8 protein-coding genes are annotated in these 15379 nt (G+C 68.7%); 3 read left to right on the top strand and 5 right to left on the bottom strand.

Features of this window, described 5'->3' with window-relative positions; genetic code table 11:
- Positions 1-33 precede the first annotated feature (33 nt).
- The 3 genes from G6O68_RS03805 (at position 34) to G6O68_RS03815 (ending at position 4732) form a co-directional block, all read left to right on the top strand.
- The gene (locus tag G6O68_RS03805) at positions 34-540 is read left to right on the top strand and encodes a hypothetical protein (protein WP_165244987.1); all 507 of its coding nucleotides are present in this window, start codon (positions 34-36) and stop codon (positions 538-540) included.
- A 55-nt stretch (positions 541-595) separates the two neighbouring features.
- Positions 596-1963, top strand: a complete 1368-nt coding sequence (locus G6O68_RS03810) for a DUF2254 domain-containing protein (protein WP_165244989.1) — start codon at positions 596-598, stop codon at positions 1961-1963.
- A gap of 582 nt (positions 1964-2545) precedes the next feature.
- Positions 2546-4732, top strand: coding sequence for a glutamine synthetase III family protein (locus G6O68_RS03815; protein WP_165244991.1), 2187 nt, complete (start codon positions 2546-2548; stop codon positions 4730-4732).
- A 102-nt stretch (positions 4733-4834) separates the two neighbouring features.
- Here G6O68_RS03815 and G6O68_RS03820 read toward each other — a convergent pair whose 3' ends face one another.
- The 5 genes from G6O68_RS03820 to gltB all read right to left on the bottom strand — a co-directional run bounded on the left by G6O68_RS03820 (position 4835) and on the right by gltB (position 15167).
- Positions 4835-5404 (bottom strand): Imm50 family immunity protein, encoded by a 570-nt coding sequence (locus G6O68_RS03820; protein WP_165244993.1) that lies wholly within the window; start codon positions 5402-5404, stop codon positions 4835-4837.
- A gap of 79 nt (positions 5405-5483) precedes the next feature.
- On the bottom strand, positions 5484-6869 hold the full coding sequence (locus tag G6O68_RS03825; RefSeq protein ID WP_165244995.1) for an ammonium transporter: 1386 nt from the start codon (positions 6867-6869) through the stop codon (positions 5484-5486).
- Positions 6870-7156: 287 nt separating this feature from the next.
- On the bottom strand, positions 7157-8878 hold the full coding sequence (locus tag G6O68_RS03830) for an outer membrane beta-barrel protein (RefSeq protein WP_165244997.1): 1722 nt from the start codon (positions 8876-8878) through the stop codon (positions 7157-7159).
- Positions 8879-9130: 252 nt separating this feature from the next.
- Entirely contained in the window at positions 9131-10603 is a 1473-nt protein-coding gene (locus G6O68_RS03835; RefSeq protein WP_165244999.1) for a glutamate synthase subunit beta, read from the bottom strand.
- Positions 10596-15167 (bottom strand): glutamate synthase large subunit, encoded by a 4572-nt coding sequence (gltB, locus tag G6O68_RS03840; RefSeq protein WP_165245001.1) that lies wholly within the window; start codon positions 15165-15167, stop codon positions 10596-10598. The genes G6O68_RS03835 and gltB overlap by 8 nt, the downstream gene beginning before the upstream one ends.
- Positions 15168-15379: the final 212 nt, after the last annotated feature.

The raw sequence follows: 15379 nt of genomic DNA on the forward strand, positions 1-15379 counted from the left end.
CTGCACGCGAACTCAACAGACAAAGGAATCTTCATGGACCGGATCTTGCGACTCGGGGCTCCGGCCCTGGCCCTCGCCCTCCTCGTCGGCTGCGGAACCTCGGAAGACGCCATGCCGGTGGACTCCAGCAAGGAAGCGCCGGGCATGCCGCCGGTCGCCGCCCCGGCCAAGGACGACGCCCCGGCCCCGGCCCCTTCCCGCGCGGAGCCCGTCGCCCCCATCCCGTCGGCCACCGAGGCGGCTCCGGACCCCGTGGCCGAGCCCAAGAAGGACGGCGAGCCGGGCCTGGAAGGCCCCTCGGCCTCCGAGGTCAAGTTGAGCGACGAGGAGATCGCCGCGATCAAGAAGCTTCCCGCCGACGAGCAGGACGCCGCCCTCAAGCAGGCCATCTGCCCGGTCAGCGACGAGCACCTCGGCGCGATGGACGTCCCGCTCAAGGTCACCGCCGAAGGCCGGACCTTCTACCTCTGCTGCGAAGGCTGCAAGAAGGCCGTCGAGGAAGACCCGAAGGCCGTGCTCGCCAAGCTCGACAAGAAGTGAGCCGCGCGTCCGGGGCCCCTCTTCGAGGGGCTCCGACGCTCGCGAGGACGACGGGATGAAAATTTGGCTGGTCGGCCGCTGGGACGACGTCCGCACGAGTTTCTGGTTCGTGCCGACGCTCATGGTCGCCGGGGCGGTGCTCCTCTCGCTGGCCACGATCCACCTGGACAAGGCCACCCCCTCGCGAAACGGCCTTGCGACCCTGGGCTGGACCTTCACGCGAGGCCCGGAAGGCTCTCGGGCCGTGCTCTCGACGGTCGCCGGCTCGATGATGACCATCGCCAGCGTCACCTTCTCGATCACCGTCGTGGCGCTGCAGCTCGCCTCCTCCCAGTTCGGCCCGAGGCTGCTGCGGAACTTCATGCGCGACCGCGGCAACCAGGTCGCCATCGGCACGTTCATCGCCACCTTCACCTACTGCCTGCTGGTCCTGCGGACCGTGAACGGCACCGAGGACGAACGCTTCGTCCCCCACATCTCCGTCACGGTGGGCCTCCTCCTGGCCCTCGCCAGCCTCGGCGTTCTCATCTACTTCATCCACCACGCGGCCGAATCGATCCAGGCCGAGAACGTGATCGCCGCGGTGGGCCGGGAACTCGACCGGGACATCGACCGGCTCTATCCCAAGGGACTCGGGCGGGGTCCCGGCGGGGATTCGGTGACTCCCGACGATCCGAACCTGCCCGACGGGTTCGAGGCCGACTCGCGCGCGATCGCCGTCGAGGACGGCGGCCACCTGCGGGCGATCGACGCCGACCGGCTGATGGCGCTGGCCTCGGAGCGCGACCTCGTCCTCGCCGTCGAGCGGAGGCCGGGGAAGTTCCTCTTCCCGGGCGACGCGCTGGCGCGGGCCTGGCCCGGCGACCGGGTCGACGACGAGCTCGCCGGGGCGATCCGGGGGGCCTTCTTCATCGGCCCGCGAAGGACGCAGGGCCAGGACGTCGAGTTCGTCGTGGATCAGCTCGTCGAGATCGCCCTCCGCGCCCTCGACCCGGGAAACGACCCGTTCACGGCGATCGGCTGCCTCGACCGGCTGGGGGCGGCGCTCTGCAAGCTGGCCGGCCGGACGTTCCCCTCGCGGTTCCGGCACGACGAGGCGGGGAGGCTCCGCGTGGTCACCGACGCGTCGACGCCCTCGGGGATCGTCGACGCCGCCTTCAACCAGATCCGGCAAGCCTCCCGGAGCGACGCGGCCGTGACGCTGAGGCTGCTCGAGGTCCTCGCAGAGGTCGGCCGGCGGGCGCGCGATCCCGGATTCCGCGAGGCGCTGCGGCGGCACGCCGACGCCGTCGACCGGGGGGCGACCGAGGCCCTCGCCGACCCGCTCGACCGCGAGGAGGCGAAACTCCGACATCGAAATGCGATCGCGATCCTCGGGGCGGGGCCGGGATCGGGCCCCGCGACCGCCGGGACGCCGACCTGACTCGCCCCCTCCCACCCCCCGCCGTCGGCCCCATCGTCACGCCCCGCCCGCGCGGCCCGCGCGACGACGATCAAGGTCTGGCGAACGCCGGAGCCCGCCGGTATAATCGCCGCCTGCGAGAATGGGATCTCGAAACCGCCCTGTTCGTACGAAAACGAAAAGGGCGGGGATCAAACGCAATCCCAGGATCGGCGACTCTCCCGCGCTGAGACGAAGCGACGACGCGTCCGACCGCGAGCGCGATGAAAAGGAACCGTCCGGCCCGCTTCCGGACCGCTCCCGCGCCGCGGACGGCCGCCAGGCGTCTCGTCGGCCTTGCTTCGCCCTGAGGGCTCTCCGCTGGACGTCGAAGCCGCCGCCCGGCGTGCCTCCACCGTTTCGGCACTTCCTCGACGAAGTCCAAGGCTCTCCGGATCGATCGGCGTTCCCAGACTCCGCGCCCCGTATTCGAAACCCCGCGACGACGACGCGCGTTCGGCCCCGGCGGGATTCCGCCGAGGCGTCCGCCCCGTCCTCGCGTTCGAGGTCGGCCGGCGCGCCCCGGACCCACCAATCGTCTCGATTGATCGATGGAGCCTTTCGATGTCACACGACAGCGCACGTGAAGCCGCGGTAGAGGCCATTACGTCCTGGACCAACCTGGGCCGAAGGGCGCCCAAGTCGGCCACGCCGGTCACCCAACTCTTCGGCATGAACGTCTTCTCGGACGACGTGATGCGGGCCCGGCTCCCGGAGAACGTCTACCGGATGCTGCGGAACACGGTGAAGAAGGGGGCTCCCCTCGATCCCTCGGTCGCCGACGTCGTCGCGACGGCGATGAAGGAATGGGCGATGGAACGGGGCGCCACCCACTACACCCACTGGTTCCAGCCGATGACCGGCCTGACGGCCGAGAAGCACGACTCGTTCCTGGCCCCGACCGAGAACGGCGCCGCCATCGCCGAGTTCAGCGGCAAGGAGCTGGTCCGCGGCGAGCCCGACGCGTCGAGCTTCCCCTCCGGCGGCATCCGCTCCACCTTCGAGGCCCGCGGCTACACCGCCTGGGACCCCACCAGCCCGGCCTTCATCCTCGACAACCCCAACGGCACCACGCTCTGCATCCCGACCGCCTTCTGCTCGTGGACCGGCGAGGCGCTCGACAAGAAGACCCCCCTGCTCCGCTCGGTCGAGGCCCTCTCGACCCAGGCCGTCCGGATCCTCAAGCTGTTCGGCTCGGCCGCCACCCGCGTCGGCACCACCGCCGGCCCCGAGCAGGAATACTTCCTGATCGACAAGAACTTCTACTACGCCCGCCCCGACCTCATCAACGCCGGCCGCACCCTCTTCGGCGCCAAGCCCCCCAAGGGCCAGGAAATGGAGGACCACTACTTCGGCTCCATCCCCGAGCGCGTCCTGGCCTGCATGCTCGAGACCGAGACCGAGCTGTACAAGCTGGGCGTCCCGGTGAAGACCCGCCACAACGAGGTCTCCCCGGCCCAGTACGAGATCGCCCCGGTCTTCGAGAGCGCCAACGTCGCCACCGACCACAACATGCTGGTCATGGAGACCCTCAAGCGCGTCGCCGACCGCTACGGCCTCCAGGCCCTGCTGCACGAGAAGCCGTTCGCCGGCGTCAACGGCTCGGGCAAGCACGTCAACTGGTCGATGTCGGACGACCTGGGGAACAACCTCCTCAGCCCCGGCGCCACGCCGTTCAGCAACGCCCAGTTCCTGATCTTCCTCACCGCGGTCATCCGGGCCATCTCCATTCACGGCGACCTGATGCGGGTCTCCGTCGCCCACGCCGGCAACGACCACCGCCTCGGCGCCAACGAGGCCCCGCCGGCCATCATCTCGATCTTCCTCGGCGACATGCTCGAGGACATCGTCGACCAGATCGAGAAGGGGGGTGCCAAGACCGCCAAGGCGGGCGGAGAGCTGAAGATCGGCGTCTCCGTGCTGCCGGTCCTCCCCCGCGACCCGGGCGACCGCAACCGCACCAGCCCCTTCGCCTTCACCGGCAACAAGTTCGAGTTCCGCGCCGCGGGCTCGGCCCAGTCGATCGCCGGGCCGATCGTGGTCATCAACACCATCGTCGCCGAGAGCCTGGACTACCTGGCCACCGAGCTGGAGGCCGCCGTCGCCGCGGGCAAGGACCTCAACTCCGAGATCCAGACCCTGCTCCAGCGGGTCATCAAGGAATCCCGCCACGTCGTCTTCAACGGCGACAACTACAGCGAGGCCTGGCACGCCGAGGCCGAGAAGCGCGGCCTGCCCAACCGCCGCTCGACCGTCGAGAGCCTCTCCGACTTCGTCTCGTCCAAGTCGATCGCCCTGTTCGGCAAGTACGGGGTCTTCTCCGAGCGCGAGATCCACTCCCGGTTCGAGATCTTCCTGGAGAACTACCGGAAGACGATCACCATCGAGTCGTCCCTCACGGTCCAGCTCGCCAACCGGATGATCCTGCCGGCCGCCCTCCGCTATCAGGGCGAGGTGGCCGACTCGATCGCGAAGCTCAAGGCCGCCGGGGTCTCCGTCCCCAAGAACCAAGTCGCGCTGCTCGACGGACTGGTCGCCGTTATCGACGAGCTCCAGGCCGCCGCCAACAAGCTCTCCGAGATCATCGAGGAGCACCCCGCCGGCGAGACCCTCGATCACGCCAAGCACTCCCGCGACGTCGTCATCCCCGCGATGAACGCCGTCCGGGTCGCCGGCGACAAGCTCGAAGGCCTGGTCTCCAGCGACCTCTGGCCGCTGCCGACCTACCAGGAAATGCTGTTCATCAAGTAATCCCGATGTGAAACCGGCCCGTCGCCGCGGCGGCGGGCCTTGTCGCTCCCATATGAAGGGGGCCGCCATGCGGCGGTCCCCTTTCGCGTTTTAAGGCTTTCCCTACCCCCCGCCCGGAATGCTCCCTGCAACCTTCGTCCTGGGTGAGACGCCGACGACCTCGACGCGTCGGCACCGGAACCCGCCCCAGAGCCCATAAGACGACCAGAGCCCGACTTCGTAAGCGAACTCCTCCTCGCACGCCGCGGGGAACGCCTCGATCGATAGCGAGAATAGGACGTTCTGGGTGTTGAAGTCCTGCAGGCTGAGCCCGTCCACGCCGTGAAAGCGCAATTCGATGAGGACGTGATCGCGCAGGACGAAGACTCCCGTCGGGTCGACCTCGCTCGTCATCTCGAAGGCGTGGATCGACAGATCGAGGGTCGGCCCCGACTCGCCCTCCCGGAACGCTCGACGATCGAGGCGGGCCGAGACGACCTCGGCGTCATGGAAGGACGGCCAGCGACCGAACAGGTCGGTCAGCCTCGCGGCCCCCTCGATTCGTCGAGGATCGTCCAGGATCGCGAGTCTCCTGATCCCACCAGTCCTCGTCCGCGTCGGCCGCCCTGCACGACGTCCAGAGGTCGAGGAGCCCTCGGTGGTTCGGGGCCACGCGCCCCGGAGAGTCCCCAAGGACGAACGGGATCCCTCCCGGCTCGCGCCGAGGGGGATCCCGTCGTGTTTGGCCCGGTCGCTCGGAGAGCGAAGGCGATCAAGAATCGGCGGTGACGAGGGTATCCTCGACGGCGACGTGGCCGTGGCCGGAGAGGAGGCCGTTGAGCCGCCAGGCGGCCTCGCCGTGCTGGCTGATGTCGAGCCCCGTGTTCTCCTGGTCTTCAGGGACCCGGAGCGGGATGATCAGGTCGACGATCTTGTAGAGGATCAGCGAGCCGACGAACGAGAAGACGGCGACGATCACCAGGGCTATCATGTGGTTGATGAAGGTCTCGGTCTTGCCGTGGATCAGGCCCACGTCGGAGGCGAAGACGCCCGTGGCGATCATGCCGACGATGCCGCCGACGCCGTGGCAGGGGAAGACGTCGAGGGTGTCGTCCAGGGTCGATCGGGTCTTCATCGAGACGGCCAGATTCGAGATCACGCCGGCGACCAGGCCGATGACGATGCTCTCGCGCACCGTGACGAAGCCGGCGGCCGGGGTGATGGCGACCAGGCCGACGACGGCGCCGATGCAGGCCCCCATCGCCGAGGGCTTCTTGCCGCGCATCCAGTCGAAGAACATCCAGCCCAGCATCGCGACGGCCGAGGCCGTGTTGGTGGTGGCGAAGGCCGTGGTGGCGATGGCGTCGGCGGCCAGGGCCGAGCCGGCGTTGAAGCCGAACCAGCCGAACCACAGCATGCCGGTGCCGAGCATCACGTAGGGGATGTTGGCCGGCTCGTGGGCCACGTTCTTCTTGTGGGTGGTCCGACGGCCGAGGATCATCGCGCCGGCCAGGGCCGCGAAGCCCGCCGACATGTGGACGACGGTGCCGCCCGCGAAGTCCTTCACGCCCCACTTGAAGAAGATGCCCTGGGGGTGCCAGGTCATGTGGGCCAGGGGCGAGTAGATCAGCAGGCTGAACAGCACGATGAACAGCAGGTAGGACGAGAAGCGCACCCGCTCGGCGAACGAGCCGGTGATGAGCGCGGGGGTGATGATCGCGAACTTGAGCTGGAACATCGAGAAGAGGAGCAGCGGGATCCCCATCTTCATCACGTCGTCGCCCGAGCCGAGGGTGACCGACGTGGCGACCACGTTGTCGAACATGAAGAAGGTGCGGGGGTCGCCGATCACGCCGCCGACGTCGTCGCCGAAGGCCAGGCTGAAGCCGACGAAGACCCACAACAGGCTGATCACGCCCAGGGCGATCACGCTCTGCAACATGGTCGAGACGACGTTCTTGCTGCTGACCATGCCGCCGTAGAAGAACGAGAGCCCCGGGGTCATCAGCAGGACGAGCGCCGAGGCCGTCAACATCCAGGCCACGTTGCCCGCGTTGATATCGTCCCCGGCCGGCAATTCATGCCCCAAGTTGAAAGGAACCAAGGCGAGGACCGCCAGGGCCACCAGGAGCAGAAAGGGCGTGACTGCACGTTTCATGGGCAGGTCCTGCTAGAAGAGAAGCAAGGGGTGATTTCGACGTCCCGCACGAATCGGCCTCGGAACCGAATCCACACGCTCCACGAAGAGCACAAATCGCTGTGATTTCGTGAGTTAGGGGTAGGATCGCACGAGAGTCGCGTCGGCGAGGGGAGCACGACAAGGGACTCGGGGAGAGCCCTAGTGCAACCGCCATGCCAGAACCAGCGGGGGGATGGGAGGGGGGACGTCGCGGCGGGGAGAGGACGCCGCGGCGTGGCCGAGAGGGGGGGATCAAGCCATCGAGATCACCAGAGGATGATCGCGTCGACCGCCAGGGTGAACTGGCTCTTGCGGGTGTCGTCCGTGTAGGCCGGGTGGTATTGCGACCAGTCGTACCGGGCCTCGGGACGGATCCAAAGGTTCGGGTGCGGCTTGTAGATCGCACCGACCGTCATCTCGTAGAAGCGGTCGCCGACGAACTGGCCGTTGACGAGCTTCTGGGTCCGGGCGCCCTGGGGGTCCCAGAAGACTTCCGACCGCCAGACGCCGGTCAGCTTGGGGCTGAACTCGTACAGGAACCAGTTGCCGAAGCTGAACCAGGTGGCGTCGCGCGGGGCGCCGTTCTCGCCGCCCGAGCCGAGGCCGGGGATCGAACGCTCCCACCCCTGGTCGGTTTCCATGACCTGGGTGAGCTTGTCGTTCCACTTGTGGGTGCCGACCCAGGTGAAAAGGGTCCGGTCGTTCCGCCAGTAGCCGGGGTTCCGGAGGCCGGCGAGGCTCTGGACGTTCACATAGCCGCCCGGGTAGAGCTGCTGGTTGCCGGGGAGGAAGCTGGGGAACTGGTTCGGGCCCCAGACGGCGGTCATGGCGAGGGTGGTCCGGTCGTCCTCGCTGGTCCACGAGAAGCCGCCCATGTACCCCCAGAGGTAGCGCTCGTTGATGAAACGGTCCCAGCCGTTGATGGCACCGTTGTAGAGGTTGATCTTGTCGGTCAGGTGCAGCGTGGTCATGGCGCCGATGTGCTGGAACGGCTGGCCGTAGGTGAACATGTAAGGCGTCGAGAGGAGCGGGCGGGCGATCGCCGGCACCTGTTCGTAGCCCGCGAGCGTGTAGAACTTGCCCGCTTTGACGTCCAGGCCCCCTTCGGTCAGGATCGGCAGGTGCATCTCGCCGTAGAGCTGCGGGATGTCGTAGCCGGTGAAGGAGTCCAGGCCGAACGCGTTGTTGAAGAACCCCTGCATGTAGTTGAACTGCCAGTCATGGCCGAACATGTTGTCCATGCGGAAGCCGAAGTTGATCGTGTCGTCCTGCTCGACCACCTTCTCGACGACGAAGTAGTACTGGTTCCCCATCCACCAGTTGGCCTTGCGGTTGGGGTTGACGCCGAAGTTGTTGCCGGTGACCCCGCGACCGTTGGTGTTGCCGGTGTAGCTGTTCTGGATCCAGCCGTAGATCCGCACCTTCGAGTCTTCACCGCCCAAGAGGTCCTGGAGGTACTTCACCTTGTACTCGTCGGATTCCTCCTCGGCGGCCTCGGTCGCGGCGGTCTCGGTGGTGGGCTCGCCGCCGCCGATGTTGCGATCCGCGGCCGGGACCGAGAGGTCCGGCGCACCCGCCTGGACGCCCGCACCGGGCGCGCCGGCACCGACGTCCGGGGTCGAGGCGTCCGGCAGCGTGGGCTGACCGACATCGCCGATCGGGGGCTCGCCGCCGCCGATGTTGCGATCCGCGGCCGGGACCGAGAGGTCCGGCTCCTGCTGGACGAGCCGCAGCCGCGAGTCGCGCGGCGGGGTCGCGGCGGTCGCCGGGGCGTCCTGCGCCCGCACCGTGCGTCCCGAGGCGGGCGAGGCGGTCGCGGCCTTCCCCCAGGTCGACGGGTCGAAAAACTTGCGGGCCCGGGACGGCTTCGAACCTTCGGCCCCGAAGCGGCCGAGTTCCTGGGCCCCCACCGTCCCCGGCAGAGCGACGACGATCAACGCCATGATGTAGGCCCGGCTTCGTGCCGGACCCGAGAACCATATCCTCATGGTATCTCTCTTTTCTTAGAATATTCTAATAAAGTTGCGCGGCCCGGAGGTCATCCTTGACCCCTCCTTAACGGCCTTTCGCGAGTGCCGTCACGCTGAAATAATCGGACCAACCGACACGAAGCATCAACCAATCCCTCAGAATCGCGCCGGGCGACGGCCGGAATGCGAACGGCCCCGGCCGGGCGACGTCGTGGTCGCCCGGCCGGGGCCGGGTTGGTGGACTGTGATGGATCCGATGAGTCCCAGGGATCAGGAGAAGGGGCGGGCGACGTTGCCGTGGTCCAGCGGGCGGGGCAGCTCGGTCGTGCCCATCAAGAACTCGTCGATGGTCGCGGCGGCGTGCCGGCCCTCGGCGATGGCCCAGACGATCAGGCTCTGGCCGCGGGTCATGTCGCCGGCGGTGAAGACCTTGTCGACGCTCGTGCGGCGGGCCTGGTCGCTCTTAACGTTCCCCATCGGGTCCAGCTCGACGCCCAACTGCTCCAGCAGCCCGCCGCGCTCGGGGCCGGCGAAGCCCATGGCGAGCAGGACCAGGTCGGCCGGGTAGACCTTCTCGGTGCCCGGGATCTCAACGAACCGGGGGCGGCCGTCCTCGACGACCATCTCGACGCGGACGGTCTCGAGCGCCGTGACGCGGCCCCCCTCGCCGACGAACCGCTTGGTGTTGATCGCGTACTCGCGAACGCCCCCCTCCTCGTGGGCAGAGGAGATCCGGAAGACGTTCGACCACTGGGGCCAGGGGTTGGCGGGGGTCCGGGTCTCGGGCGGGCGGGGGACGATCTCGAACTGGTGGACCGACCTGCAGCCGTGGCGGTGCGAGGTGCCCAGGCAGTCCGCCCCGGTGTCGCCGCCGCCGATGATGATGACGTCCTTGTCCTTGGCGGTGAGCGGCCCTTCGGCCGGGACGTCGTCGCCGGCCACCCGCTGATTCTGCGGGGTGAGGAAGTCCATCGCGAAGAGGACGCCCTCCAGGTCTCGGCCCTCGATGCGGAGGTCGCGGGGCTGGGTCGCGCCGCCGCAGAGGCAGACGGCGTCGAACTCGGCCAGGAGCTGGTCGGCCGTCACGTCGACGCCGACGTTGACGCCCGCCTTGAAGACGACCCCCTCCGCCTCCATCTGCTGGAGGCGGCGGTCGAGATGCCGCTTCTCCATCTTGAAGTCGGGGATGCCGTAGCGGAGGAGGCCGCCGATCCGGTCGGCCCGCTCGTAGACGGTCACGTCGTGGCCGGCCCGCGCGAGCTGCTGGGCGGCGGCCAGGCCCGCCGGCCCGGAGCCGACGACGGCGACCGTCTTGCCGGTCTTGACCTTGGGCGGCTGGGGGACGACCCAGCCCTCGTCCCAGGCCCGGTCGACGATCCCGACCTCGATCTGCTTGATCGTGACCGGGTCGGCGTTGATGCCCAGGACGCACGAGGCCTCGCAGGGCGCCGGACAGAGCCGGCCGGTGAACTCGGGGAAGTTGTTGGTCTGGTGGAGCCGCTCGATGGCCGAGCGCCACTGGTCGCGGTAGACCAGGTCGTTCCAATCCGGGATCAGGTTGCCCAGCGGGCAGCCCTGGTGGCAGAACGGGATCCCGCAGTCCATGCAGCGGGCGCCCTGGGCCTTGAGCTTCTCCTCCGGGAAGGGGTCGTAGACCTCCAGGAAGTCGCGCAGGCGATCGGGGACGGGCCGCCGGGTCGGCAGCTCGCGGGGGAATTCGATGAAGCCGCTCGGCTTACCCATGGGTCACCTCCATCTGCGCTTCGGCCTCTCCGACCTGCTCGGCGGCGGCCTTCTTCCGTTCTTCGAGGACGCGGCGGTAGTCGAGCGGCATGACCTTGACGAAGGTCTCCACCGCCCGTTCCCAGTCGGAGAGCAGGCGGGCCGCCACGGTGCTGCCGGTGTAGCCGGCGTGCTGGATTAGGAGGTCGCGGATCAGCTCCGCGTCCTCGGCGTCGGGCTTCTCCAGGTCGACCATCGCCATATTGCACCGCGAGGCGAAGTCGCCGGCCTCGTCGAGCACGAAGGCGAAGCCCCCGCTCATGCCCGCCGCGAAGTTCCGCCCGGTGGGGCCGATGATCACGGCGACGCCGCCGGTCATGTATTCGCAGCAGTGGTCCCCCGTCCCTTCGACCACCGTCTGCGCGCCGCTGTTGCGGACGCAGAAGCGTTCTCCGGCGCGGCCCCGGAAGAAGGCCCGGCCGGCCGTCGCCCCGTACAGGGCCACGTTGCCGATCAGGACGTTCTCCTCCGGGACGTAGTCCGCCGACTTGGGGGGGTGGATGACGATCTTGCCGCCCGACAGCCCCTTGCCGACGTAGTCGTTCGAGTCCCCTTCGATCGTCAGGGTGACGCCGCGGGGGAGGAACGCGCCGAAGCTCTGGCCGGCGGAGCCGTGGAACTTGATCTTGATGGTGTCGTCGGGCAGGCCCTTGCCGCCGTGGCGACGGGTCAGCTCGCTCCCCAGGATCGTCCCCACGGTGCGGTTGACGTTGCGGATCGGCAGCTCCAGGCTCACCGGCTCGCCGCGTTCCAGGGCCGGCTCGCAGGCGGGGACCAGGGTGGTCACGTCGAGCGTGTCGCGGAGGCCGTGGTCCTGCTCGACGACCTGGCGGACCTGGACCTCGGGGCCGACCTCGGGCCGGTAGAAGATCTTCGAGAAGTCGAGGCCCTGCGTCTTGTAGTGGTCGATCGCCCGCTTCATGTCGAGCAGGTCGCTGCGGCCGATCATCTCGTCGATCGACCGGAAGCCGAGCCGGGCCATCAGCTCGCGGACCTCCTCGGCGACGAACCGGAAGAAGTTGACCACGTGCTCGGCCTGGCCGCGGAACTTCTCGCGGAGCTTGGGGTTCTGGGTGGCGATGCCGACCGGGCAGGTGTCCAGGTGGCAGACCCGCATCATGATGCAGCCCATGACCACCAGCGGGGCCGTCGCGAAGCCGTACTCCTCGGCGCCCAGCAGGGCGGCGATGACCACGTCGCGGCCGGTCTTGAGCTGGCCGTCGGTCTGCACGACGATCCGGTCGCGGAGCTTGTTGAGGACCAGCGTCTGCTGGGTCTCGGCCAGGCCCAGCTCCCAGGGGGCCCCGGCGTGCTTGATCGAGGTCAGCGGGCTGGCGCCGGTGCCGCCGTCGTGGCCGCTGATCAGGACGACGTCGCTGTGGGCCTTGGCCACCCCCGCCGCGACCGTCCCCACGCCGACCTCGGCCACCAGCTTGACGTTGATCCGCGCCCGAGGGTTGGCGTTCTTCAGGTCGAAGATGAGCTGGGCGAGGTCCTCGATCGAGTAGATGTCGTGGTGCGGCGGCGGGCTGATGAGGCCGACGCCGGGCGTCGAGAACCGGACCTTGGCGATCCAGGGCCAGACCTTGTGGCCGGGGAGCTGCCCCCCCTCGCCCGGCTTGGCGCCCTGGGCCATCTTGATCTGGATCTCGTCGGAGTTCACCAGGTATTCGCTGGTCACGCCGAACCGGCCCGACGCCACCTGCTTGATCGCGCTGCGCTTGCTGTCGCCGTTGGGGAGCGGCTTGAACCGCTCGGGGTCCTCGCCCCCCTCGCCGGTGTTCGACTTGCCCCCTAGGCGGTTCATGGCGATCGCCAGGGTCTCGTGCGCCTCCGCCGAGATCGAGCCGTAGCTCATCGCGCCGGTGGCGAACCGCCGGACGATCGACTCGACCGGCTCCACCTCCTCGATGGGGACCGGCTTGCAGTCGTCGAACCGGAAGGCGAAGAGCCCGCGGAGCGTGTTCAGCCGCTCGCTCTGCTCGTCGATCATCCGGGTGTACTTCTGGAACACGTCGAAGCGGCCGGCCTGGGTGGCGTGCTGGAGCCGGAAGACGGTCTCGGGGTTGAACAGGTGGAACTCGCCGTCGCGGCGCCACTGGTACTGGCCCCCCTCCTCCAGCGTCCCGCCCGAGAGCTCGCGGGGGGAGAAGGCGCGGGCGTGGTGATCCAGGGTCTCTCGGGTGATCTCCGCCAGGCCGACCCCGCCGATCCGCGACGAGGTCTTGTCGAAGAACTCGCGGACGAAGTCCTCGTTGAGCCCGATGGCCTCGAAGATCTGCGCCCCGCGGTAGCTCTGGATCGTGCTGATGCCCATCTTGGACATCACCTTCACGACCCCCTTCTTGACCGCCTTCTGGTAGCGGTGGACCGCCTCTTCGAAGTCGATGTCCTTGAGGACGTTCTGGCGGATCAGGTCGTAGAGCGTCTCGAAGGCGACGTACGGGTTGATCGTCCCGGCGCCGTAACCCAGCAGGAGGGCGAAGTGGTGGTTCTCGCGGGCGTCGCCGCACTCGATCAGGAGCCCGGCGCGGGCGCGGAGGCCCTGGCGGACCAGGTGGTGGTGCAGCCCGGAGCAGGCCAGGAGCGACGGGATCGGCGCCAGCTCGGCGTTGACCCCCCGGTCGGACAGGATGAGGAGGCTCGCCCCGCCCCGGATCGCCTCACACGCCTGCTCGAAGAGGCTCTCCAGGGCCTTGCGCATCCCCTCGACGCCCGCCTTGGCCTCGAAGAGCATCGGCAGCGTGACCGAGGTGAACCCCCGCCAGCCGTCGAGCTGCTTGAGCCGGGCCATCTCGTCGTTGTCGACGATCGGGTTCTCCAGCGCGATCTGGCGGCAGGAATCCGGGGCCGGCTCCAGCAGGTTCTTCTCGCCGCCGGCGCCGGTGAAGACCGAGGTCACCAGCTCCTCGCGGATCGCGTCGAGCGGCGGGTTGGTCACCTGGGCGAAGAGCTGCTTGAAGTAGTTGTAGAGCGGCTGGGCGCGGTCGGAGAGGACGGCCAGCGGGGCGTCGTTGCCCATCGAGCCGATCGCCTCCTCCCCCTTCTCGCCCATCGGGCCGACGATGTACTTGAGGTCCTCCAGCGTGTAGCCGAAGGCCTGCTGGCGCTGGTGGAGCGTCCGCCGATCGGGGCCGGGCACCATCGGCGCGGCCGGCAGGTCGGCCAGCGGGACCATGTACTCCTTGAGCCATTCGCCGTAGGGCTTGGCGTTGGCGATCTGCTCCTTCAGCTCCTCGTCGCCGACGATCCGGCCCTGCTCCAGGTCGATCAGGAACATCCGGCCCGGCTCGAGCCGGCCCTTGGATTCCACGTTCTCGGGCTCGACCTGCAGCGCGCCGACCTCGGACGCCATGATGACGCGGCCGTCCTTGGTGACGACGTAGCGGCTGGGCCGCAGGCCGTTGCGGTCGAGGGTCGCGCCGACGCAGCGGCCGTCGGTGAAGGCGACCGCCGCCGGGCCGTCCCAGGGCTCCATCAGGCAGCTGTGATAGGCGTAGAAGTCCTTCTTCGCCTGGGACATCGACTCGTGGTTCTCCCAGGCCTCCGGGATGAGCATCATCATCGCGTGGGCCAGGCCGTACCCCGAGCGCACCAGCAGCTCCAGCGCGTGGTCGAGGCAGGCGGTGTCGCTGAGCCCCTCGCGGATGACCGGCCGGAGCTGCTCCAGGTCCCCCTCGTCGTACAGGGAGGACTCGAACAGGGCCTCGCGGGCCCGCATCCAGTTGATGTTGCCGCGGAGGGTGTTGATCTCGCCGTTGTGGGAGATCAGGCGGTACGGGTGGGCCAGCTCCCAGCTCGGGAAGGTGTTGGTGCTGAACCGCGAGTGGAACATGCAGATCGCGCTCGTCAGGAGCGGATCGCGGAGGTCGTCGGCGTAGTAGTCCTCGACCTGGTGCGGCGTGAGCATGCCCTTATAGACGAGGGTCCGGCAGGAGATGCTGGGGAAGTAGAAGAACCGGTGGTCCTCCAGCCCCGACTCCAGGATGCCGGTCTCGAACCGGTTGCGGATGACGTAGAGCTTCCGCTCGAAGGCGTCGGCGTCCTTGACGGCCGGGCCGCGGCCGATGAGGGCGTGGAAGACGGCCGGCTCGACCGACTTCGCGCCCTCGCCGAGCGAGGAGTTGTCGGTCTTGAGGCGCCGCCAGCCGAGGAAGACCTGCCCCTCGTCCGCCACCAAGTCCTCGAACAGCTTGCGGCCGAACTCCTGCTGGGCCGGGTCCGGCGAGGTGAAGAACGCTCCGACGCCGTAGCTCTCCGGCTCGCCCAGCTCGATCCCCAGCGGGGCGCAGCGGGCCTTGAGGAACTCGTGGGGGATCTGGATGAGGATCCCGGCGCCGTCGCCCGTGTTGTTCTCGCAGCCGCAGGCACCGCGGTGGTCCAGGTTGACCAGCGAGGTCAGGCCGTCGCGGACGATGGCGTGGGACTTCCGCCCCTTGATGTCGACGAGGAATCCCACGCCGCAACCGTCGTGTTCGTTCGTCGGATCGTAGAGACCCTGAGCGGGGGGGATTCCGTGTCGCATGGCGTAGGTCCTTCCGGGACTGGCGTCCCCTGACTATCGGGAGAGTGAGCGTTGGCGTCCGGGGCGGCCCGCGAGGGGCGGGCGGCGGCCCGGACGGGGACGATCGGTTTGGTTTCGGGCCTCCTCGGGCCCGGGGCCTCGGCCCGCCGCCCCCGGGCGTCCCGGCGGTCGGCTCGGACGTCTCGGGCACTCGACCGTCTCGGCCCGAGGGG

The organism is Paludisphaera soli (assembly GCF_011064595.1).
In the GTDB taxonomy this organism is placed as follows: domain Bacteria; phylum Planctomycetota; class Planctomycetia; order Isosphaerales; family Isosphaeraceae; genus Paludisphaera; species Paludisphaera soli.

What these genes read in the sequence shown, in the direction of transcription:
- G6O68_RS03805 (WP_165244987.1), top strand. Translation starts at nt 34, where the DNA reads ATGGACCGGATCTTGCGACTCGGGGCTCCGGCCCTGGCCCTCGCCCTC.
- G6O68_RS03830 (WP_165244997.1), bottom strand. Translation starts at nt 8,878, where the DNA reads ATGAGGATATGGTTCTCGGGTCCGGCACGAAGCCGGGCCTACATCATG.
- G6O68_RS03825 (WP_165244995.1), bottom strand. Translation starts at nt 6,869, where the DNA reads ATGAAACGTGCAGTCACGCCCTTTCTGCTCCTGGTGGCCCTGGCGGTC.
- G6O68_RS03815 (WP_165244991.1), top strand. Translation starts at nt 2,546, where the DNA reads ATGTCACACGACAGCGCACGTGAAGCCGCGGTAGAGGCCATTACGTCC.
- G6O68_RS03810 (WP_165244989.1), top strand. Translation starts at nt 596, where the DNA reads ATGAAAATTTGGCTGGTCGGCCGCTGGGACGACGTCCGCACGAGTTTC.
- G6O68_RS03835 (WP_165244999.1), bottom strand. Translation starts at nt 10,603, where the DNA reads ATGGGTAAGCCGAGCGGCTTCATCGAATTCCCCCGCGAGCTGCCGACC.
- gltB (WP_165245001.1), bottom strand. Translation starts at nt 15,167, where the DNA reads ATGCGACACGGAATCCCCCCCGCTCAGGGTCTCTACGATCCGACGAAC.